Here is a 24,510-nt window from a genome sequence, read left to right as displayed (position 1 = left end):
GTCCGGACAGCCTAGCCGCGCCCTCTCGTCGGTCGCGGGCGTCGTCCACAGACGTCGCCCCTTCGAGCATCGGGCCGGTCACGTGACGTAGATCATGAGCGCTAGGCTCCGACCATCGGGACAGCGAGGTCCCGATGACCAGTTGCGACGCAGATCGAGGACGCCCCACCCATGGCCCAGCTGCCTGCCCACTCCGTCACCGACAACGCCCCCGGCATCGCCGGAGAGCTTGCTGCCGCCGCCACCGCGGCCGGCGTCGACCCGGCCTTCGTCGAGCGGTACCTGCGACACGCCGACGAGGTGGCGCTGCGCGAGCGCAGTGCCCACGACCTCGTCGCGATGGCGACGACCCACCGCGAGGTCGCCGCGACGAGGGCCCCGCAGGAGACGATCGTCGAGGTCGTCGACGGGGCCCTGCACGTCGTCACGGCGGACCGGCCCTTCCTCGTCGACTCGGTGCTCGGCGAGCTCGCGTCCGAGGGGATCCGGGTCTCCCTGCTCGTCCACCCCCTCTTCGTCGTCCGGCGGGACGCCGACGGCGCGCTCCTCGAGGTCCTCGACGAGGACCCCCGCACCGGGCACGACGAGGCTGGCGTGCTCCACGAGTCCTGGATCCGCGTCGAGCTGGCCGAGCCCTGCGACCTGTCGCTGCTGCGTGAGCGGGTGGCCGAGGTCGTCGACGCGGTCGCTGCGGCGGTCGACGACTGGTCCGCCATGCGCGATCAGGTGCTCGACGCCGCGGCCCTGCTCGAGCAGGGCCGCGGCACCGGCGACGTCCAGGAGCAGACCGCGTCCGCGGAGTTCCTCCGCTGGCTGGTCGACGACCACTTCACCTTCATCGGCTCGCGGGACCACGTGCTCGACCTCGCCTCCGACGACGGCTCAGTGACCGCGATCCCCGGCAGCGGCCTGGGCATGCTGCGCTCCGACTCGACGGCCGAGGCCATCACCCCGCTCGGCGGCACACTCGGTCACGAGACCGCCGACGTCAGCTGCCTCTCGATCGGCAAGTCGCACGCAGTCCTGCCCGTGCACCGTGTCACCCACCCCGACCTCGTCGCCGTGAGGTTCACCGACGAGGCGGGGCAGGTCGTCGAGCGCCGCATCGCCGGGCTGTTCTCGTCGACGGCCTACACGAGCTCGGTGCTCACCATCCCGCTCATCCGGGACAAGGTCGACCGGATCCTCGCGGAGTCCGGGTGGGCCCGCGACAGCCACTCAGGCGCCTTCGCCACCCGCCTGCTCGAGTCCTTCCCGCGGGACGAGCTCTTCCAGGCCCCCGTCGAGCACCTGCGCGCCGTCGTCACACGCATCCAGCAGATGGCGTACAGCATGCGCACGGCGGCCTTCCTGCGCCGTGATGTCCGAGGGCAGTTCGTCACCGCGATCGTCTACCTGCCCCGTGACCGCTACACGACGGCCGTGCGACACCGCATCGAGGACCACCTGCGCGAGTCGACGGGGGCCGACGAGGTGTCCTTCACCGCGCACGTCTCCGACGAGCCGATGGCCCGGCTCTACTACGTGCTGCGCGGCACGCGCGGGGTCGAGCTGCCCGAGGGCGAGGCCGCCACCGCCCTCGACGCGGCGATCGCCGAGGCCGTCCTCACGTGGGAGGAGCGCCTCGTGCGCACCGCCGGCAAGCTCGTCGGCGCCGAGGTCGCCCAGCAGCTGCTGCAGCCGTGGGCCGGTGGCTTCCCCGTCGACTACCAGGACGACTTCGACGCGGCCCAGGCCGTGGCGGACCTGAAGAACCTCGTGCTGCTGGGCGAGGGCACCCCCTTCGCCTGTGCCCTCTACGACCCCCGCCGCGGGCACGGCGGCGGTGAGGACCCGCGGATCCGCCGCTTCAAGCTCTTCAGCATCGAGGAGCTCATCCTCGACGACCTCATGCCGATCTTCCGTGACCTCGGGGTCCAGGTCATCGAGGAGGAGCCCTACACCCTCACCCGGGCCGACGGCGTCCGCGCGGGCGTCTACGACATCAGCCTGCGCGTCGACGACCCGGCCGTGTGGGAGGCGCACTCGCACGAGGCCCTGCGCGGCCTCGTCGAGTCGGCCGTCACGGCCGTTCGCTCGGGGCGCACTGAGTCCGACGGCTTCAACGCGCTCGTCATCCGGGCCGGCCTCACGTGGCGGCAGGTCTCCCTGCTGCGCGCCATCGGGCGCTACCTGCGGCAGGCGGGCGGCAGCTGGGGGCAGACGAGCCTCGAGACCGCGCTCGTCGACCACCACGAGATCGCCCGCGACCTCGTCGAGCTCTTCGAGGTGCGCTTCGACCCCGAGCGCTTCGACGGCCTGGCCGACGACGCTCGCGCCGCCGCCGAGCAGGAGGTCGTCGCCCGGATCGAGACGGCGCTCGAGGCGGTGACCTCGCTCGAGCACGACCGGATCATCCGCGCCTTCATCGGCGTCATGGCGGCCACGCTGCGCACGAGCTACTTCATCCGTGACGAGCAGGGCGAGCCGCTGCCGCGGATCTCGCTCAAGCTCGAGCCGGCCAAGGTGCCGGACATGCCCAAGCCGCACCCCGCCTTCGAGATCTGGGTGCACAGCCCGCAGGTCGAAGGGGTCCACCTGCGCTTCGGTGCGGTCGCCCGCGGTGGCCTGCGGTGGAGCGACCGCCGCGACGACTTCCGCACCGAGGTGCTCGGCCTCGTCAAGGCGCAGATGGTCAAGAACGCCGTCATCGTGCCCACGGGCAGCAAGGGTGGCTTCTTCGGCAAGCAGCTGCCCGACCCCACCGTCGACCGCGAGGCGTGGATGGAGGCTGGGCGCTCGGCCTACCGCGCCTTCATCTCCGGCCTGCTCGACGTGACCGACAACCGTGTGGACGGTGCCATCGTGCCGCCGGACCGGGTGGTCCGGCACGACGGCGACGACTCCTACCTCGTCGTCGCCGCGGACAAGGGCACGGCCACCTTCTCGGACCTGGCCAACTCCATCGCCCGCGAGTACGGCTTCTGGCTCGACGACGCCTTCGCCTCGGGTGGGTCGGTCGGCTACGACCACAAGGGCATGGGCATCACGGCCCGCGGCGCGTGGGAGTCGGTCAAGCGCCACTTCCGCGAGCTGGGTCACGACACCCAGACCGAGGACTTCACCGTCGTCGGCATCGGTGACATGAGCGGCGACGTCTTCGGCAACGGCATGCTGCTCTCCGAGCACATCCGGCTCGTCGCGGCCTTCAACCACCTGCACGTCTTCATCGACCCCCAGCCCGACGCGGCCGCGTCCTTTGCCGAGCGCCGGCGCCTCTTCGAGCTGCCCCGCAGCACGTGGGACGACTACGACCGCTCGCTCATCAGCGAGGGCGGTGGCGTGTGGTCACGCAGCGCCAAGTCGATCCCGGTGAGCGAGCAGGCCGCGGCCGCACTCGGCCTCGACGGGCCGACCTCGCTCACCCCCAACGAGCTGATCCACCTCGTCCTCCAGGCCCCGGTGGACCTGCTGTGGAACGGCGGCATCGGCACCTACGTCAAGGCGACGAGCGAGTCGCACACCGATGTGGGCGACCGCGCCAACGACGCCATCCGGGTCGACGGACGCCAGGTGCGTGCCCGGGTCATGGGCGAGGGCGGCAACCTCGGCGCCACCCAGCGGGGCCGTATCGAGGCGGCCAAGGCCGGGGTGCGCATCAACACCGACGCCGTCGACAACTCGGCCGGTGTCGACACCTCCGACCGTGAGGTCAACATCAAGATCCTGCTCGGTGAGGCGATCCGTCGGGGGATCCTCGACGAGGCCGACCGGGTCGAGCTGCTCGCCTCGATGACCGACGAGGTCGCCGAGCAGGTGCTGCGCGACAACTACGAGCAAAACGTGTTGCTCGGCAATGCCCGGGCGCAGGACGGGGCGATGCTCGTCGTCCACGAGCGCCTCATGGAGACCCTCGTGCGTCGCGGTGACCTCGACCGCGAGCTCGAGTTCCTCCCGAGCAGCGCGCAAGTGCACGACCGCCTGGCGGCAGGGGAGGGGCTCTCGTCTCCCGAGCTATCCGTGCTGCTCGCCTACAGCAAGCTCGCGCTCAAGGCCGACCTCCTCAAGTCCGACCTGCCCGACGACCCGGCCACGGAGCGGCAGCTGACCGAGTACTTCCCGACGCCGTTGCAGGGGACGTACGGCGAGGCGCTGCGGGCCCACCCCCTTCGTCGGGAGATCGTCACGACCGCCGTGGCCAACGACCTCGTCAACCGGGGCGGGATCACCTTCGTCCAGCGGGCGGTCGAGGAGACCTCCGCTACGTCGGCGCAGGTGGCCAGGGCCTTCCTCGTCTGCCGTGAGGTCTTCGGTCTGGACGACTACGTCGCCCGCGTCGAGGCGCTCGACAACGTCGTGCCCACGCGCGTGCAGACCCGTCTCTACCTCGAGCTGCGGCGGCTGATGGACCGTGGCGTGCGGTGGTTCCTCGCCAACCGTCCGGGCCGGCTCAACGTCTCGGAGGAGATCGACCACTTCAGCGCACCGGTCGTCGAGCTCGCGCTGCAGATCCCGCAGCTGCTGCGGGGCTCGCAGGCCGAGCGCCTCGTGCGCAAGACGCAGGACCTCGTCGACTCGGGTGTGCCGACTGACCTGGCCCGGCGCACCGCGATCCTGCTCGACCTCTACTCGGTCCTCGACATCGTCGACATGGCGCAGCAGAGCGGCCGGACGACCCTCGAGGTCGCCGAGACCTACTACCTGCTGTCCGAGACCTTCGGCATCGACGAGCTGCTCATCCTCGTCACCCGCCTGCCGCGCGAGGAGCAGTGGGATGCCATGGCTCGAGGCGCCCTGCGCGACGACCTCTACGCCACGCTCCAGTCGCTGACGAGCTCGGTGCTCGAGCACGAGGGGGCCGACGCGTCCGCGCGCTTCGAGTCGTGGTCGCGCGACCACGACGAGGCCGCCAAGCGGGTCCAGACCCAGCTCGGCGGGATCCGACAGCTGTCCTCGCCGGGGGTGGCCGCACTGTCGGTGGCGCTGCGGACCCTACGGTCCGTCACCCGCTGACCCGGGGCGGGCCCGGGGAGCTGCGTCACTAGGATCGCGACGTGCGGACACTTGCCGACTTCTTGCGCATCACCCCGGGCCTCGAGGCCGAGGACGCCGAGTGGCTCCACCTGCTCGTGGAGGACTGGCACCTGCTCGCCGACCTGTCCTTCAGCGACCTCGTGCTGTGGGTCGAGCACGAAGGGGGGTGGGTCGCCGCGGCGCACACCCGCCCCATGACCGGCCCGATGGTCTTCGTCGAGGAGGTCGTCGGGCAACCGGCGAGCAATGTCTTCGGCGACCTCGTGGACCGGGCGGCGCAAGAGGGGCAGAGCGAGCACGTGCGGGAGCGGGGCCAGGACCTCATCCACGAGCGGGCGCGCACGGTCCGGCGGGCCGGCCGCACGATCGGCATCCTCAGCGTCCACGACCAGCTCGACAGTGGTCGGCCGCAGACCCGCCTCGAAGAGGCCTACGCGGAGATGGGCGACGATCTCTTCCTCATGGTCGCGGAGGGCACCTGGCCCCATGCGACCTCCCCGAGCGGCGCACGGCGCGGGGCCCCTCGGGTCGGTGACGGGGTGATCCGGCTGGACGAGGCGGGACGCGTGGAGTATGCCTCGCCCAATGCGCTGAGCGCGATCCGTCAGCTGGGCCACCCGGGGCCGGTGGAGGGGGAGGTCCTCGTCCAGGTGATGAGCGACCTGCCCGGCCAGACGAGCCACATGGACGAGGGGTTGGCCCTCGTCGCCATGGGCCGCGCCGCGTGGCGCTCCGACCTGGAGACCCGGGGTGCCGCGATCTCGTTGCGCGCGGTGCCGCTGTACCGCGGTCGGACCCGGCACGGCGCGATCGTCCTCGTTCGCGACGTCTCGGAGCTGCTGCGCCGCGGCGCCGAGCTGATGACGAAGGACCAGACTATCCGGGAGATCCACCACCGGGTGAAGAACAACCTGCAGACCGTCGCGGCGCTCCTGCGGATGCAGGGGCGCCGGGTGCCCGATACCTCGGCCCGGACCGCGCTCGGCGAGGCGGAGCGTCGCGTCGGGGTCATCGCGATGATCTACGAGGCGCTGAGCACGGGTTTCGCCGAAGCCCTCGACTTCGACGACGTCGCCGTGCGCGGTCTGCGCGCGATCGTCGAAGTGGCCCGCACGAGCGGCGCCATCGACTCCCAGTTGACCGGATCCTTCGGGCTCGTGCGGGCCGAGGACGCGACGGCGGTGGGGCTGATCCTCTCCGAGCTGGTGCAAAATGCGGTCGAGCACGGCATCCCCGAGGGCGGCTCGATCCACGTCGACGCCCAGCGCACGACCGAGGACGACGAAGGCGACATCCTGCGCGTCACCGTGGTCGACGACGGCCGGGGGCTCCCGACGGGCTTTCGGCCCAGCCGGGCCGGCCTCGGCACGCGCATCGTCACCTCGATGGTGCACGACCTGGGCGGGCAGATCCGCTGGGACGACGCCGAGCCCCACGGCACGCGGGTGCGCTTCAGCGTGCGTCTGGGCGGCGTCGAGAGCTGACCGGGGCCAGACACGACGAAACCGCCCCCGAGCGAGTGCTCGGAGACGGTGGTCAGGTGGTCAGATGTCAGCCGGCTCGGCGGGCCCGGGCCTTGCGACGCTTGAGCGCGCGGCGCTCGTCCTCGGAAAGGCCGCCCCAGACGCCAGCGTCCTGGCCGGACTCGATGGCCCACTTGAGGCAGGTGTCGACGACCTCGCACCGACGGCAGACCTTCTTGGCCTCCTCGATCTGGGCGATCGCGGGGCCGGTGTTGCCGATGGGGAAGAAGAGCTCGGGATCTTCGTCGAGACAGGCTGCGCGGTCGCGCCAATCCATGGGGGTGGTGCTCCTTGTCGTCGGGGAGGTCGTGCACATCGTGTGTCGCTGGCCGGGGCCGACGTGTGAGTCGTGCCGCCGGGGCGTCCACGACCCAAAACACACATCATTGTTCACGCTACCGGTCCGTATGCCAACAGTGTGGGACGACCGCTTTGTTCCGTCGTGCCGTGTGATGAGTCACGAAGGGTCACCTACGCTGCTGGTCGTGACCTCGAGCCAACCCCCTTCGTCGCCCACCCCGTCCGCCCTCGCGGCGGCGCTCGTCTGCCTCGTCGAGGCCCTCTTCCTCGTCGGGACCGCCGTCCTCTACGGGCTCGAGCTCGCGGACGGACGCAGCGACGACGCCAACGTCGCGTCGATGTCGCTCGTGGTCTGCCTGATCTTCGCGATCCTCCTCGCGGTGCTCGCTGCCGCCTGGCGCAAGGGGGCCCGGTGGCCGCGCACGCCGACGATCGTGTGGAACGTCCTGCTCCTGCCGGCGGCGTGGACGCTGGCGACGACCAGTGGGTTGTGGGTGGGCCTGACCCTGGCCGTCGTCGCCGTCGCGGGTGTCGTGGCGGCGCTGCTCGCACCGTCGGCGGACCTGCCGGACCGCGCGCTCTGATGGCCGACATCGACGTGGTCGAGGCGGACATCGCCTCCCTTCGGCACGCTCTGGAGACGGGCCGGACGACGAGCGAGGGGCTCGTGCGGGCCTACCTCGCCCGCATCGAGGCCTACGACCGCGGCGGGCCCGCGCTCAACGCGGTCGTCGTCGCCAACCCGGCGGTGCTCGACGAGGCGCGGGCGTCGGACGAAAGGCGGGCGCAGGGGGCGACCCTCGGGCCGCTCGACGGCATCCCCTACACCGCCAAGGACTCCTACCTCGTCCGTGGACTGACCTGCGCGAGCGGGTCGCCGGCCTTCGCCGAGCTGGTCGCCCAGCGTGATGCCTTCACCATCGAGCGGCTGCGGGCGGGCGGTGCCGTGCTCATCGGCCTGACGAACATGCCGCCCATGGCCAATGGTGGGATGCAGCGCGGTGTCTACGGGCGTGCCGAGAGCCCCTACAACGGCGCCTACCTCACGGCGGCCTTCGGGTCGGGATCGTCCAACGGGTCGGGCACGGCGACGGCGGCGAGCTTCGCAGCCTTCGGTCTGGGGGAGGAGACGTGGTCCTCGGGCCGGGCTCCGGCGAGCAACAACGGCCTGTGCGCCTACACCCCGTCCCGCGGGGTCATCTCCGTGCGCGGCAACTGGCCGCTCGTGCCCTCGATGGACGTCGTCGTGCCGCACACCCGGACGATCGCCGACCTGCTCGAGGTGCTCGACGTCATCGTCGTGGACGACCCGGACACCACAGGCGACCTGTGGCGCACCCAGCCGTGGATCGACGTCCCTGCGCCCTCGCAGGTCCGGCCGACGTCGTACCCCGCGCTGCGGTCGGGCGGCTCGCAGCCTCTGCGTGGACTGCGCCTGGCGGTGCCGCGCATGTACCTCGGGACGGACGACGAGGCGGGCACCGGGGTCGGCTTCGGCGGTCCCATCGGGGAGCGGATCGTACCGCGCGCCAGCTCCCTCGAGCTCTTCGCGGCGGCGCGGGCCGACCTCGAGGCGGCGGGGGCGGAGGTCGTCGAGAGCGACTTCCCCGTGGTGTCCAACTACGACGGTGATCGTGCCGGTGCGCCGACGGTCGCGACGCGCGGACTGCTCCCGGAGGGCTACCTCGACGAGGAGATCTGGGACCAGTCGATGTGGGGCTGGGAGACCTTCTTGCGGGCCAACGGCGACCCGGGGCTCCACCGGCTCGCCGACGTCGACGGCGCGCAGATCTTCCCGCCCCCCGAGGGGGCGTTGCCCGATCGGTACGGTGAGCTCGACTTCGACCTCGCCGACTACGTGACCCGGGCGCGCGAGGTCGGCGTCGTCGAGGACGTCACGACCCTGCCCCTGCTCGAAGGGGGGCTGCGCGGCCTCGAGGAGACCCGTCGGGTCGACCTCGAGGAGTGGATGGACGGACTCGGTCTCGACGCGGTGATCTTCCCCGCGGTCGCCGACGTCGGGCCGGCGGATGCCGACGTCAGCGAGGCGTCGGCCGAGGCCGCGTGGCGCAACGGCGTGTGGGTCGCCAACGGCAACCTCGTGCCCCGCCACCTCGGCATCCCCACGGTCACGGTGCCGATGGGGACGATGCGTGACATCGGGATGCCGGTCGGTCTGACCTTCGCCGGTCGCGGAGGTGACGACGTGCGGCTGCTGACGATCGCCGCGGCCTTCGAGGCGACGGGCACACGTCGCACCGAGCCGCCGCGGACGCCCCGCCTGCCCTGAGGAGGATCAGCTCGCTGTCGGGCCGGGCCGGGCGACCTGGATCTCCTCGGCCACGCCGTCGACGACGAGGTAGCCCCGCCCGGCGAGGCGGGGCAACGCTGGGACCCGCAGGCCGAGGGCGTCACCGTCGGACCGCGCGAGTGGCTGGAGCAGCAGCCCGGTGCGCTCGCGGGCGAGGTCGGCGACGAGTCCGCGGACCTGACCGGCGGCCGTTCGGGTCGTCGTCGACCCGATGAGGAGCCCGCGGTCGAGATCCAGGCGTCGCCCGATCTCGCGCACGACGTCGGCGACGGAGGTGCCCTCGAGTCGCTCGAGGTCGTCGACGACGACCGCCAGGTCGGGGTGCTGCTGACGCAGGGTGACGAGCTCGTCGCGGTCGTCGGGCCCGAGGGTGGGGCAGCCGAGGCCGTCGGCGAGCGCCGGGGAGCCGAGGACGACGAGCGGCTGGCCGGCGGAGCGGAGCTGCCCGGCCAGCATGGCGAGTGCCGTCGACCGGCCGCTGCGGGCCGGGCCGCAGACGAGGAATCGGCGCGCACCGTCGGTGCGCCACAGCACGGGGTCTCGACCCGAGCCGCCGAGGCCCACCGGGACCATCTCCCGGTCGCCGGGCGGCAGGTCGGCGAGCAGCACCTCGTCGGGCAGTGCGCACACGGTCCACGGGGGAGTGGTCGGCGCAGCACGGGGCGCGGCGGGGGATGCCGGTCGGGCCACCTGCACGAGATGACCGCCGGGCTGCCACCGGGCACGTCCCGGGACGAGGCGCTCGGAGACCTGGGTGCGGGTGAGCCCGGCGAGGGCGGCGTCGCCCCGATCGCCGAGGTGCAGGACGAGCCGCGAGGCGACGAGGGAGGACACCCGCCCGGACAGCAGCTCGCGTCCGCCGGCGACGAGGACGCACAGGCCGGCCGAGGTCCCGTCCCGCATGAGCGTCTCGAGGCTCTCGGCCGTCTCGCCGAGGTCGCTCGCCCCGCGCGGGCGCGTCACCCGACCCCAGCCATCGACGGCGAGGAGGAGGTGTGGCGGGGGCGTCGGCCCGCCGGCGCTGTCGTGGGCGCTCCACCACGCGTCGAGGGTGGCGTGGCCGCTCGCTCGCAGGAGACGACGCCGGTCGCTGATGTCGGCCTCCAGGCGCTCGAGGAACCTGCCGACGACCGTCGTATCCTCGCCGTCGACCACGCTGCCGACGTGGTCCAGGCCGGACAGGGTGGTCGTCGTGGCCGACCCGTCGCCGATGACCTGGACCTGGAGCCGGTCGGGTGACCACCGCCGGGCGGCGGCGTGGACGACGGCTGCCAGTGCCGTCGTGCGCCCCGAGCCGGGCGCCCCGACGACCATCCAGTGGCCTGTGGCGGGCGACCACTCGGCGGCGACCTGCCGTTGCTCGGTCGGCAGGTCCATGAGGGCAAAGGGCGCGCCGGCGCCGGTCTCGCCCGAAGGGAGCTGGGTGTCGGTGAGCTCGTCGGGCAGGGGCGGCAGCCACGGCCGGTGGGGTGGTGGCACGTCGAGTCGGGCGGCCAGCTGGGTCAGCGTGGCGGTCAGCCGCTCCAGGTCACTCGGGCCCGAAGCGTGCTGCGGCGGGGCGACGGGCCAGGGCCGGCCGGGTCTTCGCAGGAGGAGAGGTCCCTCGGAGTCGGCGGCGTGCCCGGCGATGCGTCCGGTCTGGAAGGCGCGCGCCGGACCGCCCCCGGTGCTCGCCAGAGCCCGCCCTGGAGCGCTCTCGGGGAGGTCCGCCGCGTCGGGGCAGCCGATGACGTCGTCGCTGTCGGACCGGTCGCGCACCCGCAGCGCGATGCGCAGGTTGACGTTGGCGCGGATGTCGGCCGAGACGATGCCCCCCGGTCGCTGCGTCGCGAGGACGAGGTGGACCCCGAGCGAGCGCCCGACGGCCGCGATGCGCAGCAGGTGGGCGAGGGCCTCGGGCTGCTCCTCGGCGAGCATCCGGAACTCGTCGATGACGATCACGAGACGGGGGAGCGGGTCGCCGTGGTGGCGGTCGATGTCGGGGGCGCCGGAGGCGGCGAGGATGTGCTCGCGCCGGGTGAGCTCGGCATCGAGGCTGCTCAGGGCGCGCTCGGCGGCGGTCGGGTCGAGGTCGGTGAGCATGCCGACGGTGTGCGGGAGCCGGGCGCACTCGGCGAAGGCCGCGCCACCCTTGTAGTCGACGAGCACGAAGGTGATCTCCTCGGGCGACAGGTGCGCCGCCAGGGCGGCGACCCAGGTCTGCAGGAACTCCGACTTGCCGGAGCCGGTCGTGCCTGCGACGAGGGCGTGCGGGCCGTCCCGGCGCAGGTCGAGGCGCATCGGGCCGTCGCCACCGACGCCGACGACGACCTCGAGATCGGAGGGGGTGCCCTCGTCGTGCCGCCACTCCTCGGCGAACCCGTCGAGGTCGTCGGGGTCGCACCCGACGACGTCGACCCAGCGAGCAGCCGTGGGCAGGCTGCCACCCGTGCTGCCGGGCGTGGCGTCGCGCAGCGGCGCCAGTGCCGTCGTGAGTCGGCGGGCCCACGCCTCCCCGGTGCCGTCGACGACTCCGCGGGCGATCGGCTCGTCGGCTCGCAGCAGGCGCAGGTCGTCGTCGTGGAGGGCGACGACCGCCCTGGCCTCGTGGGGCAGGTGCTCGGCGACGTCGGCCAGGGCGATGACGTGGACCCGGTGGTCGCTCCCCGTGCCCATGATCGTGCGCAGGTTGGGGTCGCTGCGCCACGTGCCGGCGCCGTCGACGATGACGACGTGGGTCGTCGGGGGTGGGCTCGCGTCGTGCCGTGAGCGGGGCGTCTGCGCCACTCGCGCGGTCGTCAGGGCGGCGAGGTCGGCGAGCACGGCGGCACCGCCGTCCGGGTCGGCCGTGGCCCGGGCGGAGTCCGGGTCGTCGTCGTGCGCCCTCAGGTGCACCAGCCCGGCGAAGGGAGCCCACCATCCCGTGTCGTCGGCGACGACGCTCACGCGCACGTCGTGGTGCGAGTGCAGGACGACGAGCTGGCCGAGCAGGTGCCGTGCCAGTCGGTCGCGGCGGACGCGGTCGCCGGCGATGCCGAGGACCCCGATGTCGGTGAGGTCGACGACGAGGGGCGCGTCGTCGAGCACGGGATGCTCCCGGGTGCCGGCTCGGTGCTCCACGTCGAGACGGGCGGGCAGGGCGCCGAGTCCGAGGCGCAGGCACAGGTGGAGCTCGTGGCCCACCCGTCGCTCCCACAGGTGGGGGCCGTCGCCCCGTGCGGCATCCAGCAGCGCCGCGGCATCAGGGGCTGCTCGCAACCGGTCGCGGCGCTCGGCGGCCAGGGCGGCGGTCAAGCGCTCGCCGGCACGTGCACGGTCCCGGACCCAGGCCGCGTGGGCCTCCCTGTGCTCGCGGCGGGAGCTGGTCCGGTCGGACAGGGTGGACCCGAGGACGAGGATCGGAGAGAGCAGGCCGAAGAGGAGCATCCGCGGCCCGAAGAAGAGTGCGAGGAGCCCGGCGAAGGGCAGCGGGAGCAGCACCATGAGCCACGGGATGCGACGTCGGCGCGGTGAGCTCGGCTCGGCAGGGACGGTGATGGTCGGCGGTGCGCCTGCCCGCGGGACGTGGGGGAGCGGGTTGACCCCGAGGGTGCCGTCGCCGGTCACGGTGCGACGGGAGGGACGGGGGCGGTGGGCCTCGATGACGAAGGTGCTCCTGCCGGCGCGCAGGTGGCTGCCGGCCCGCACCCGGGTGCCAGCGGCCGGGACGGCCGCACCGTCGACGGTGGTGCCGTTGGTCGTGCCGAGGTCACGCAGGAGCACGCCGTCACGGTCGACGGTCAGCTCAAGGTGCTCGCGGGAGAGCGCGTCGTCCGCGACGCGCAGGGTCGCAGCCTCGCCTCGGCCGATCGTGTGCCGCCCTGGCTGGAGCTCGTGGGTGCGGCCGGCGTCAGGGCCGCAGGTCGTGACGACGCGAAGGGGCGCTCGCCGAGGCAGGGTGTCCTCCTCGGCGTCGTCGGAGCCGAGGACGAGTGTCGCCGCGTCGAGGAGGGGCGGTCGACCGATCGGCGCATCGGGCGGTACGCGTCGGCCACCGACGTGCACCCTCGTGTCGGTGCGGCCGTGGGCGGCCAGGAGGTCGTCGAGCGTGTGGTGGGCTGCGGCGCGCAGGTCGACGGTCGTGCTCGATCCGTCGGACCGGTCGACGAGGTTCATCCGCAGCTGCATGGTCGGCACGGTAGATCCGGTCTGCCACGGGTCGCCCGCGGTTGTCCACAGGCACGTGTCAGTCGTCGAGCCCCCGGGCGGCGAGGGCGTCGCCGAGTTCGTCGGCGCGACGCAGCGCGCCGACGATGAGCGGTACGGCGAAGGCCCGCGGGCTTGCGGTCAGACCCCGTGCGTGCTGGGCACTGCGCACGCGGTGGCCGAGGTCGATGACGAGCGGGACCGCGCGGATCGCCAGCTGCAGCATGAGCCCGACGCGCTCGGGGTCGACGCCCACGCGACGCAGCGGGCCGCAGACGCGCACGACGACGTCGATGAGATCGCTCGTGCGCGTGGTGAGGGTGACGAGGTTCGCGAGGAGGACGAGGGCGAGGAGCACCCCGACGATGACACTGGCGCGCTGCCACCCGGCGACGATGGTCTGGAAGACGGCGAGCGGCACCATGACGAGGAGCAGCGGTCGCAAGAGGTGCAGGAGCACGCGGAGCGGCATGCGCGCGACGGTGTAGCCGGCCAGCACGAGGAGCAGCCCGCTCGCCGTGACGAGCGGTGACCGGACGAAGGGGGAGGCGACCCCCACGAGGAGCAGCCCGAGCAACTTGGCCCCGGCCGGGAGGCGGTGCAGCAGCGAGCTGCCGTCGCGGTAGAGCCCGATCACGGGCGGGCGTCCATGAGGTCGAGGTAGTGCGCGATCGCCTCGGCGGGCGGCCCGTCGTGGACGAGTCGGCTGTCGTCGAAGACGAGCACCCGGTCGAAGTCGGTGAGCAGGTCGAGGTGGTGGGTGACGAGGACGACCTGCTGGGTCAGGGCCCGCACGGCGTCGGCGACCCGACGGGCGTTGCGGATGTCGAGGAGTGTCGTCGGCTCGTCCATGACGAGCAGGTCGGGCTCCGTGACGAGGACGGCGGCGAGGGCGAGGAGTTGTTTTTGCCCGCCGCTCAGCAGGTGTGCGGGGTGGTCGCCTCGTCCGGCGAGCCCGTGTGCGGCGAGCGCGGCCTCGACCCGGTCGGCGATCTCGGCGCGGGACAGGCCGCGTCGCCTCAGGCCGAAGGCGACGTCCTCGGCGACGGTCGGCATGACGATCTGCGAGTCGGGGTCGGTGAAGCAGAAGCCGACCCGGCGTCGCACCTGCTTGCCCTGGCGGGTGGTGTCGAGGCCGTCGAGGGTCACCGTGCCGTGCTCCGGGACGACGAGGCCGTTGAGCATCCGGGCGAAGGTCGACTTGCCGGACCCGTTGGCCCCGATGACCCCGATGCGGTGCTCGTCGAGGCGGACGGTCAGGTCCCGCAGCACGGGAGGGCGGCCGTCGAAGCCGTGGGTCACGTCGCGGACGTCGATCAGCATGCCTGCACCACCATCGCGACGCCCTGCCCGCCGCCGGCGGCGATCGCGGCGAGGCCGAGCTCGCCGGGCCGCAGCTGGTGGAGGAGCCGGACGGCGAGGACCGCGCCCGAGGCTCCCCAGGGGTGGCCGAGGGCGAGGGCCCCGCCCTGCGCGCACACGCGCTCGGCGTCGAGCCCCAGCTCGTCGCAGCAGGCGAGGACTTGGCCGGCGAAGGCCTCGTTGATCTCGATGGCGTCGAGATCGTCGAGCCCGATCCCGCTGCGCTGCAGGGCCATCCGCGTCGCGGGGACGAGGCCGCGGCCGGGGCGGGCCGGGTCGACGCCGGCCGTCGCGGTGGCGAGGACGCGCAGGCCGTGGCCGCCGAGCCGCTCGTGCGTCGGGCGGTCGACGACGGCGACGGTGGCCGCCCCGTCGCTGATGCCGCAGGAGTTGCCGGCGGTGACGCTCCCTTCGTCGCGGAAGGCCGGTCGTAGCCGGGCCAGCTTGTCGACGGTGAGCGTCGCCTTGGGCCGGTCGTCGCGGGTCACGCCGGCGACGGCGACGACCTCCGCGTCGAAGACGCCCGCCCCGCGGGCGGCCACCGCCCGCGCGTGCGAACGGGCCGCGTACGCGTCCTGGCGCTCGCGCGTCACGCCGGCCTCCTGCGCGAGCAGGTCGTTGGCCAGCCCCATCTCGGGGTCCTCCCAGCCCTCCGGGGCGAAGGGGGCCCGCTCGTAGCGCAGGAGGTCGGCACCGTCGACGGGTGGCCAGTGCCGCCACGGGGCGGTGCTCACCGACTCGACGCCCCCGGCGAGCACGGCACCCGCCCCGCCGCGCACGAGGGAGACAGCGACGTCGATGGCGGCCAGGCCGCTCGCACACTGCCGGTCGACGGTGAGCGCGGGCACGGCGGCGGGCAGGCCGGCGAGCAGGGCCGCGGAGCGGGCGACGTCACCGCCGGGGCCCATGCAGTTGCCGAGGACGACGTCGGTGACGTCGGTCGGGGCGAGGCCGGACCGCTCGAGGGTCGCGGCGAGCACAGGGCCGGCGAGCTGGTCGGCGCGGATACCGGCGAGGGAGCGGCCGGCGGTGCCGATGGCCGAGCGGGTGCCGGCGACGATCACGGGGTGGCTCATCGTGCCTCCTCGAGGGCGGAGCGCACGGCCGCGCGGTCGATCTTGTCGTGCCCGGTCCGTGGCAGCGGGTCGAGGTGCAGCCAGCGGCGTGGTCGTTGGGTGGGGGCGAGGTGCTCGCGGGCGACGGCGGTCAGGTGGGGCACGTCCCCAGCATGCGTGACGGCGGCGGCGACGACCTCGCCGAGGTCGGGGTGGGGCAGGCCGACGACGACGACCTCGCCGGTGGACCGGGGCCGCAGGACGGCTTCGACGTCGGCGATGCGGACGGTAGCCCCTGCGGTGGTGATGCCGCCGGCGCGGCCGTGGACGACGACCCGGCCGTCGACGACCTCGCCGTGGTCGCCGACGGTGACCCAGTCCCCTTCGCGCCGCAGCTCGTGGTCGGGCTCGAGGTACCCGTCGCTGACGAAGGGGGAGTCCACCCACAGCGTCCCCGCCCGCGACTCGACGGCGACGCCGGGGAAGGGACGCAGGTCGTCGCTGTGCCCGCCCCAGGCGACGAAGGAGAGCTCGGCGGCGCCGTAGTAGTGGTGGAGGTGACCTCCCACGGCGGTGACGGCGCTCGCCTCGGCCGGGGTGGTGCGGTCACCGGCGACGACGAGCGTGCGGCCGGTGAGGTCGGTGCCGTCGGCGAGCAGGCGGCGCAGGGCCGTGGGGGTCAGGTGGGCGTGGGTGGCGTCGTCGAGCGCGTCGACGAGCCGCGCGCCGGCCCAGCGGGCGTGGACGGTGGCGAAGAGGTTCATCGTCGCGGTGACCGGACCGGGGACCCACACCCGACTGCCCGACGTCGTCCCGGTCAGCTCGCTGACAGCGGCGAAGGAGTCGGTCCACGACGCCGTCGTCCGCACCACGGTGCGGGGCCGGCCGGAGGTGCCGGAGGTCGGCAGGGCGACAGGCACACCGATCCGGTCGGCCTCGACGAAGGCGGCCACGGGGTCCGCCGCAGTCAGCACGTGGACCTCAGACGAGGGCATCCTCGCGGGCCACCCGTCGCGCGCGGATGAGGCCGGGGTAGGCGGCGTGCACCCCCTTCGCGACGACGGCGCAGATGACCGCCTTGGCGAGGTCACCGGGGACGAAGGGGGCGGCCGCGACGAAGGCCGCGCCGACGGACAGGTCGGCGCGCAGCACCATGCCGACGACTCCGAGGAGATTGAGCAGGAGGACGCCGCCGAGGACGTTGATGCCGACGCCGGGGGCAACGCGGTAGGGCGTGCCCATGGCCTGGGTCATCATGCCGATCGCGTAGGCGGCCACCGGCCAGCCGACGAGGTAGCCGACGCTCGGGCCGGCGAAGACGCCCAGACCGCCGCGGCCGCCGGCGAGGAGCGGCAGGCCGAGCGCGACGAGGGCGAGGAGCACGAGGACGGCCAGCGCTCCGCGGCGGGCACCGAGGACGGCGCCGCAGAGCATGATGCCGAGCGACTGCGCGGTGATGGGGACGGCATTGCCGAAGGGAGCGATGGCGGGGACGAGACCCAGCACGGCGATGATGCCGGCGAAGGTCGCGATCTGCGCCAGCTCGCGGCCGGTGGAGCGCTGCGTGGACACGGGTGCCTCTCGGTTGGGACGGCCGGGGTGGCGTGCGGGGGAGCGGCCGTCGGACTCAGCCACGCATCATGGCACGGTTCACCCCGAGTAGAACACCGTTCAGGTGGCGAGGTGGGGCACCTGTGGATTCTCGAGATGCGAAGCGCTGACAAATCGCTAGCGTCGTGGTCCATCGGGCCGGGGAGTCCGTGTCGCCACGCCACACCGCACGAGGGGGGTCGTCCGATGGACGCCGTCGAGACCGTCGAGACCGAGGTCCGCGAGCTCATCCGACGCTCCGGTCTGGATCCGGTCCGCGAGACCGGGCAGGTCGCCGACCTCGTGCGCGCCGCCGTCGTCGACTACGACGAGCGCAGCACGCACGGTGGGCTGCCGCCGCTCGGCAACGTCGAGCGCGCGGTCAAGCTCGTGCTCGACACCGTCGCGGGTTTCGGCCCGCTGCAGCAGTACTTCGACGACCCTCGCGTCGAGGAGATCTGGATCAACGCGCCGCCCTGCGTCGGCAACTGTCTCCTCGATATCGAAGCCCGAACTGCCTTGAGGCACAAGGGTAGTGCCCGTCCGCGCGGGGACGCGGGCTCCGTCGGTCGCGCTGTGGTTGGCCGAGCTCAGGGCAGAGGTGGCCGCGCGGCGCGAGCAGCCCCTCGGCACCCGTTGTCCGATGGAGTGCGCGACCCGCGCAGCATTGTCACCCCACGTGGATAGGGTCGGTGCACGAGTCGAATCCGCTCTCACCTGACCAGGAGTGCCGTGTCCGTTCTGTCCAACTTCGTGTGGAGTGTCGCCGACACCCTGCGCGGTCCGTACTCCGAGGCCGAGTACGGCTCAGTCATCCTGCCGTTCACGGTGCTGCGACGCCTCGAGTGCGTCATGGCCCCGCACCGTGAGGCGATGGCCGAGATCGTGGCGAAGTACGACGGCGAGCAGCAGCGCCGGACACGCCTGAAGATCGCCACCCGGTCCGAGGACAGCGCCGGCCTGGCGTTCTGGACCACCAGTGACTACACGCTGCAGAAGGCGCTGCAGGACCCGGACAACCTCGCGGAGAACCTCATCGACTACGTCGGTGGGTTCTCGGGCAACCTCGACGTCTTCAAGTCCTTCGACTTCGAGAACGTGATCCGCACCCTCGACGCGCGCAACAGACTTGCCCAGGTGGTCCGCCACTTCGAGGTCATCGACATGTCGCCGGACAACGTCTCGAATGCCGACATGGGGGATCTGTTCGAGAACCTCATCTACCGCTTCGCGGAGTCCGCGAACGACGGTGCCGGCCAGTTCTACACGCCGCGCGACGTGGTGCGGCTGCTCGTCGACCTGGTCTACGCCGACGACACCGAGGCTCTGCGCGAGCGTGGCGCTGTGCGTTCCATCTATGACCCCACCGTCGGCACCGGCGGCATGCTCACCGTCGCCGACGAGCACCTGCACGACCTGAACCCCGACGCGTCCACGGCGCTCTTCGGTCAGGAGATTAACCCGCGCACGTACGCCATCTGCAAGGCCGACCTGCTCATCAAGGGTCAGGACCCGTCCAACGTCCGACAGGGCGACACCCTCGTGGTTGACCGGTTCGAGGACCAGCGCTTCGACTACGTCTTGTCCAACCCGCCGTTCGGCACCGACTGGAAGGCTGTGGAGGCAGAGGTCAAGGGCGAGCACGTCCGCGGCGGGCAGGGCAGGTTCGCGCCGGGCCTGCCGGCGGTGGGCGACGCCGCGATGCTGTTCCTGCTGCACGTGGCATCCAAGATGCGCGACGTCGATGACACCGGCCGCGGAGGTCGCGCTGGCATCGTCCTGAACGGCTCGCCGCTGTTCAACGGCGGTGCAGGCTCCGGCCCCTCGGAGATCCGGGGTCACATGCTCGAGAACGACCTCGTCGAAGCGATCGTCGCGCTGCCGAACGACATGTTCTACAACACCGGCATCGCCACCTATCTGTGGATCCTGACCAACGCCAAGCCCGAGGATCGCAAGGGCCAGATCCGGCTCATCGACGCCACCGAGCTGGGCTCGAAGCTGCGCAAGTCGATTGGTTCCAAGCGCGTCGAGATCGCCCAGAAGCAGCGCGAGGCGATCGTGCGTGCCTTCGCCGACCAGTCGGCCGAGGACGACGAGATCCAGGTCCCGGTGAAGGTGTTCTCCAACCGCGACTTCGCGTACTGGACCGTCACGGTCGAGCGTCCGCTGCAGCTGCGCTTCCAGTGCACGAGCGAGACCGTCAGCGCCGTGACAGAGCACAAGACGCTCGGCAAGGTCGACGGGCTGGGTGAAGCCCTCGAGTCGTTCGGTGACGAGGTGTACCTGAACCGGGAGAAGTTCAACAAGGACATCGGCTCCCACCTGCGCGACTGCGGCTTGAGCTTGACCGCCGCGCAGCGCAAGGCTCTGTGGCAGACCATCGGCGTCCATGACGAGGCCGCAAGCGTCTGCCTGCACACCTCCGGCGCGAACAAGGGTGAGCCTGAGCCCGACCCGGCTCTGCGCGACACCGAGAACGTGCCGTTCGGCTGGGGTGGATGTCCCAAGACACACGAGGCGCTCAAGGAGACCGTGCAGGCGTACTTCGATGCCGAGGTGAAGCCCCACGTCGACGACGCCTGGATCGACTGGGACAAGACCAAGACCGGCTACGAGATCCCGTTCACACGGCACTTCTACACATACGAGCCGCCCAGGCCGCTCGAAGAGATCGATGCGGACCTCGAGCGAGTCGTCGGCGAGATCATGACCCTTCTGCGCGAGGTGGAGGGATGACGCCGTCCTGGTTCGACGCGTCCATGCTTCCAGAAGACTGGCGCTTGCTTCCCCTGAGGAGACTCGGGCGGGTACTGAACGGCGGCACGCCCACGTCAGATCCGGTCAACTGGGACGGGCCTTTTCCTTTCGTCACTCCGCCGGATCTCAACGGTGCCGACGGCGCGCTCGTCGCGACAACCGGGCGCACGCTCACTAAGGTCGGAACCCGCGGCGCTGGGCTCGCCCCGGGCGGCAGCGTGCTCGTGTCGACTCGCGCACCGATTGGACACGTCGGCCGCATCGGCGAGATCTCGGCCTTCAACCAGGGATGCAGGGCGGTCGCGCCGCAGGCAGGAGTTGAACCGCGCTACATGGCACTTGCACTTGTCGCGGCACGCGCGGACTTGATGGCCCGAGGGCAGGGCACCACTTTCATCGAACTGTCGTCGCCAGCGTTCGCATCGATCCCGATCCCAGTCCCTCCGCCGGACGAGCAGCGTGCCATCGTCGACTACCTGGACCAGGAGACGGTCCAGATCGACGCGCTGGTGGCCAAGCAGGAGGAGTTCATCGGGCTGCTGCGGGAGCGGCGGCGCATGGTGGTGCCGTCGGTTCTCACTAAGGCAGCACCTGTCGGGCATAGACCCGACAAACTCCATCGCAGAACCCGAATGGGTAACGGGTCCACGCCGCGTAGCGGCGAGGACCGGTACTGGCTTGACGGTGATATCCCATGGGTGAACTCATCGGTCGTCAACCGCACTCAGGTACTTGAGCCGTCGAAACTCGTGACTCGAGTCGCTGTCAAGGAATGCCATCTCCCCATGGTGAAACCGGGCTCGATCTTGGTGGCGCTCACTGGTGAGGGGAAGACTCGAGGTGCTGCCACAATCCTGCGAATCGGCTCGACGATCAATCAGCATCTCGCATTCATCGAACCAGATGAACGCTTCTGGGTCCCTGACTATCTCTTGTGGCTGCTGCGGTCGCAGTATGACCATCTGCGACGCATCAGTAGCGAGAACGGCGCGACTAAGGGAGGGCTCACCGTGGGAGATCTCAGGGCACTCAGGGTTCCGATGCCGGAATTGCAACAGCAGCACCAGTTGGTGAAGGAGCTCGAGGAGGTGACTGCCCGCATCGACGCACTGATCGACAAGGCCGAGGAGCACATTGCCCTGGCCAAGGAGCGACGCTCGGCGCTCATCACGGCCGCGGTCACCGGACAGGTCGACGTCCGCACAGCATCACGGAAGGCTGGCTGAGCAACATGGCTTCACCCGACGGAACCCGAGAAGCGGCGTTCGAGGCCGAGATCGCGGAGTACCTTGCCAACCACGGCTGGGAGTACAGCCTGACCGGGGACGGCTACGACGCCAAGCGTGCGCTCTGGCCGCAGGACGTGCACTGGTGGCTGTCCGAGACCCAGCCAGAGGAGTACGCCAAGGTCGTCCGGGTCGGTACCCCCAGCGAGCCGGCCGATCGCGAGGCGCTGCTCAACGCGCTCGTGACCAAGCTCGATACGCCCATGTCCTCCGGCGGCGGCACGTTGAACGTGCTCCGTCGGAAGTTCTCCCACACGCGCGGCGCGACCGCGCACCTGCGGATGTGCCAGTTCCGCCCCGCCACGACGCTGAACCCCCAGGTGACCGATAACTACCGCAAGGTGCGTCTGCGGGTCGCCAGGCAGGTGCACTTCTCGCCGAAGCGTGGCGACTCCCGCTCGATCGATCTTGTGTTCTTCGTCAACGGCCTGCCAGTGGCAACCGCGGAGCTGAAGTCCTCCTTCAAGCAGGAGTGGCGTACCGCGGTCACGCAGTACCGCAAGGACCGCGACCCTGCAGGACAGCCGCTGCTCGGCTTCGGCACTCGAGCCCTGGTGCACTTCGCCCTCGATGACGACCAGGTCCATATGACCACGAAGCTGGCGGGGGAGAAGACGTACTTCCTGCCCTTCAACCGCGGTCACGCAGACACCGGCGCGGCGGGCAACCCGGCCAACCCCACCGGTGCAGCGACCTCGTACCTGTGGGAGGAGGTCCTGCAGCGCGACAACTGGCTGGCGATCCTCGGTTCCCAGATGTTCCTCAAGTCCGAGACCACAGAGGACCCGGCCACCGGCAAGATCAAGCGCTCCACCGCGTTGATGTTCCCTCGCTACCACCAGTGGCGAGCGGTGGAGAAGACCGTGCGGGTGATCACCCTCGAAGGCCCCGGCAAGCGCTACCTCATCGAGCACTCGGCCGGCTCCGGCAAGACGAACACGATCGCCTGGACGGCCCACCGGCTCGCCCGTCTGCACGACACGTCCAACACCAAGGTGTTCGACAAGGTCCTGATCGTCTCGGACCGCCGTGTCCTGGACGCACAGCTGCAGCAGGCTGTCGAGCAGGTCGACGACACCGTCGGCACCGTGGCGGTCATCGACTCGACCGCCATCCGTCGCTCCGGCGGGTCCAAGTCCCGTGCGCTGCTCGATGCCCTGACAGGCTCTGCGCTGATCGTCGTCGTCACCATCCAGACGTTCCCCTACGTCAAGGGGCTGTTGGAGTCCACGCTGGGTGACAAGAACTTCGCGGTCATCGTGGACGAGGCCCACACCTCCCAGTCCGGCAAGACGGCCGCGGACCTGAAGAAGGTCCTCACCGACGGTGGGGAAGTCGCCACCGAGGAGGATGTCGACTCCCAGGACGTCGTCAACGAGGTCATCGAGGCCGATCTCGCCCGGGAACGGAAGATCGCTGCCCAGACGGCGGCGCGTGCCGGCGCGGCGAACGTGTCGATGCTGGCGTTCACGGCCACGCCCAAGGCGAAGACGAAGTCGCTGTTCGGCCGACCTGGCGATGACGGCAAGCCGGTCTCGTTCGACGTCTACCCGATGCGGCAGGCCATCGAGGAGGGCTTCATCCTCGACGTGCTGCGCGGCTACCAGACGTACAAGACCGCGTTCGAGATCGAGCAGCGCGGCGAGCAGGGCATCCTCACGACCATCACCGACGACGAAGCCACCGAGGATCGGCTCGTGGACCCGAAGGTCGCCACACGCAAGATCATGCGGTTCGCCAACCTGCACCCGACCAACATCGGGCAGAAGGTCGAGATCATCGTCGAGCACTTCCGCACCTCAGTCGCGCATCTGCTGGACGGGCACGCCAAGGCCATGGTCGTCACCGACTCCCGCCAAGCCGCCGTGCGCTACAAGATCGAGACGGACAAGTACCTCGCGAAGAAGGGGTACGCATACCAGACGATCGTGGCGTTCTCGGACAAGATCAGCGACGAGGAGTACGGACTGGTCGACGCGACCGAGGCGAGCATGAACCCCGGCCTCGGCTCGGACCTCGCCAAGGAGTTCCGCCGGCCCGACTACCGGCTGATGATCGTCGCTGACAAGTTCCAGACCGGCTTCGACCAGCCGCTGCTGTGCGCGATGTACGTGGACAAGAAGCTGCCGGACGTGCATGCGGTCCAGACCCTGTCCCGGCTCAACCGCACCTACCGGGCACCGTCGGGCGAGGTGAAGGACCGCACCTTCGTGCTGGACTTCGTCAACGACCCGACAGAGATCCAGGATGCGTTCCTCACCTACTACCTCGAGGCGCACGTCGAGACCGAGACGGATCCGAACCTCGTCCACCGTCTCGCAGCGAAACTGGCCGAGACGAGGATCTACACGCCGAACGACGTCGAGCGGTACGCGCAGGCGTGGTGGGCACCGGTGCAGTCGCACGCGGCGCTGAACGCAGCGGTCACCCCTGCGCGGGATGAGTACATCGCGCGCAAGGCCGAGGCAGAGAACAGCGGAGACCAGCAGGCCCTCGACGAGCTACACACCTTCCGCAAGGACTGCGGCTCCTACGTCCGCTTGTACGACTTCATGTCCCAGGTCATCGACTACGGCACGTCCGACCTGGAGAAGCTCGCGGAGTTCCTGCGCCAGCTGGTGCACCTGCTGCCCGGCGATGGGCAGGAGATCGACGCGGACGTGTCGGGTCTCGAGCTGCGCCGGGTGCGCCAGATCGATCAGGGCAAGGCCGACATCGGCCTGGCCGGTGACCAAGAGACCCCAGCAGTACGAGGCATCACCGGCATCGGCACACACGCCCCCAGCAAGGACCCGCAGCAAGAACTGCTCTCCGAGGTGGTCTCCCGCATCAATGCCCTGTTCGGCTCGGAATTCGCCGATCCCCAGATCGAGGGCTTCGTCGTCGCCGCAGCCGGCATGGCCGAGGCAGACGCGCGCATCGCTGACCAGATCGACCACAACGCCCAGGACCAGTTCCTCACCTCACCCGACCTTCGGGAGACGCTCACCGATGCGGCAGTGCTGAACGAAGGTGCCTTCGGCAAGCTCACCGGCGCGCTCACGGGCGAGAACGAACGGGCTGACGAGCTCATCCGGCTCATCGGTGCCTACCTGTACCAGTCGCGGCGTCAGAGGATGTCAGACGAGCCCGGGTAGATGACCGTT

Annotated in this window: 14 protein-coding genes and 1 pseudogene; 8 read left to right on the top strand and 7 right to left on the bottom strand. The window is 71.2% G+C overall.

Annotated elements, in window-relative coordinates; genetic code table 11:
- Positions 1-171 precede the first annotated feature (171 nt).
- Positions 172-4,992, top strand: coding sequence for an NAD-glutamate dehydrogenase (locus CWN80_RS02080; RefSeq protein ID WP_007925030.1), 4,821 nt, complete (start codon positions 172-174; stop codon positions 4,990-4,992).
- A 41-nt stretch (positions 4,993-5,033) separates the two neighbouring features.
- Entirely contained in the window at positions 5,034-6,497 is a 1,464-nt protein-coding gene (locus CWN80_RS02075) for a sensor histidine kinase (protein ID WP_007925028.1), read from the top strand.
- A gap of 67 nt (positions 6,498-6,564) precedes the next feature.
- On the opposite strand, the gene CWN80_RS02070 is transcribed toward CWN80_RS02075, so the two are convergent.
- Entirely contained in the window at positions 6,565-6,813 is a 249-nt protein-coding gene (locus CWN80_RS02070) for a WhiB family transcriptional regulator (protein WP_007925026.1), read from the bottom strand.
- 208 nt (positions 6,814-7,021) lie between these two features.
- Here CWN80_RS02070 and CWN80_RS02065 point away from each other — a divergent pair, with 208 nt between their 5' ends.
- Both CWN80_RS02065 and CWN80_RS02060 read left to right on the top strand, forming a co-directional pair.
- The gene (locus tag CWN80_RS02065) at positions 7,022-7,420 is read left to right on the top strand and encodes a hypothetical protein (RefSeq protein WP_007925024.1); all 399 of its coding nucleotides are present in this window, start codon (positions 7,022-7,024) and stop codon (positions 7,418-7,420) included.
- On the top strand, positions 7,420-9,126 hold the full coding sequence (locus CWN80_RS02060) for an amidase (RefSeq protein WP_007925023.1): 1,707 nt from the start codon (positions 7,420-7,422) through the stop codon (positions 9,124-9,126). Before CWN80_RS02065 ends, CWN80_RS02060 begins: the two co-directional genes overlap by 1 nt.
- A 6-nt stretch (positions 9,127-9,132) precedes the next feature.
- On the opposite strand, the gene CWN80_RS02055 is transcribed toward CWN80_RS02060, so the two are convergent.
- From CWN80_RS02055 to CWN80_RS02030, 6 genes are read right to left on the bottom strand one after another with little or no spacing between them, the layout of a single operon-like run.
- Complete coding sequence (locus CWN80_RS02055; RefSeq protein WP_128276785.1) at positions 9,133-13,293, bottom strand: FtsK/SpoIIIE domain-containing protein; 4,161 nt, start codon at positions 13,291-13,293, stop codon at positions 9,133-9,135.
- Positions 13,294-13,351: 58 nt separating this feature from the next.
- Entirely contained in the window at positions 13,352-13,948 is a 597-nt protein-coding gene (locus CWN80_RS02050) for an energy-coupling factor transporter transmembrane component T family protein (RefSeq protein ID WP_007925016.1), read from the bottom strand.
- Positions 13,945-14,634: an energy-coupling factor ABC transporter ATP-binding protein gene (locus tag CWN80_RS02045; RefSeq protein WP_007925014.1), complete on the bottom strand. Its 690-nt coding sequence runs from the start codon at positions 14,632-14,634 to the stop codon at positions 13,945-13,947. Before CWN80_RS02045 ends, CWN80_RS02050 begins: the two co-directional genes overlap by 4 nt.
- Positions 14,628-15,749 (bottom strand): thiolase family protein, encoded by a 1,122-nt coding sequence (locus CWN80_RS02040; RefSeq protein ID WP_128276784.1) that lies wholly within the window; start codon positions 15,747-15,749, stop codon positions 14,628-14,630. The genes CWN80_RS02045 and CWN80_RS02040 overlap by 7 nt, the downstream gene beginning before the upstream one ends.
- Positions 15,746-16,723 carry an AMP-binding enzyme gene (locus tag CWN80_RS02035; RefSeq protein ID WP_128276783.1) on the bottom strand — a complete coding sequence of 326 codons (978 nt, stop codon included), beginning with the start codon at positions 16,721-16,723 and terminating at the stop codon, positions 15,746-15,748. The genes CWN80_RS02040 and CWN80_RS02035 overlap by 4 nt, the downstream gene beginning before the upstream one ends.
- The gene (locus tag CWN80_RS02030) at positions 16,710-17,300 is read right to left on the bottom strand and encodes a BioY family transporter (RefSeq protein ID WP_007925010.1); all 591 of its coding nucleotides are present in this window, start codon (positions 17,298-17,300) and stop codon (positions 16,710-16,712) included. The genes CWN80_RS02035 and CWN80_RS02030 overlap by 14 nt, the downstream gene beginning before the upstream one ends.
- Before the next feature lie 225 nt (positions 17,301-17,525).
- Between CWN80_RS02030 and CWN80_RS15720 the strand changes: the two are divergent.
- The 4 genes and pseudogenes from CWN80_RS15720 to CWN80_RS02010 all read left to right on the top strand — a co-directional run.
- Positions 17,526-17,792: pseudogene (locus tag CWN80_RS15720) on the top strand (CpaF family protein); the annotation flags it as partial.
- 258 nt (positions 17,793-18,050) lie between these two features.
- Complete coding sequence (locus CWN80_RS02020; protein ID WP_007925007.1) at positions 18,051-20,057, top strand: type I restriction-modification system subunit M; 2,007 nt, start codon at positions 18,051-18,053, stop codon at positions 20,055-20,057.
- Complete coding sequence (locus CWN80_RS02015; protein WP_083853610.1) at positions 20,054-21,304, top strand: restriction endonuclease subunit S; 1,251 nt, start codon at positions 20,054-20,056, stop codon at positions 21,302-21,304. Before CWN80_RS02020 ends, CWN80_RS02015 begins: the two co-directional genes overlap by 4 nt.
- 5 nt (positions 21,305-21,309) lie before the next feature.
- Positions 21,310-24,501, top strand: a complete 3,192-nt coding sequence (locus CWN80_RS02010) for a type I restriction endonuclease subunit R (RefSeq protein ID WP_128276782.1) — start codon at positions 21,310-21,312, stop codon at positions 24,499-24,501.
- Positions 24,502-24,510: the final 9 nt, after the last annotated feature.

Source organism: Janibacter hoylei PVAS-1 (genome assembly GCF_004025845.1).
In the GTDB taxonomy this organism is placed as follows: domain Bacteria; phylum Actinomycetota; class Actinomycetes; order Actinomycetales; family Dermatophilaceae; genus Janibacter; species Janibacter hoylei.
This window is presented reverse-complemented; position numbering and strand designations above follow the sequence as displayed.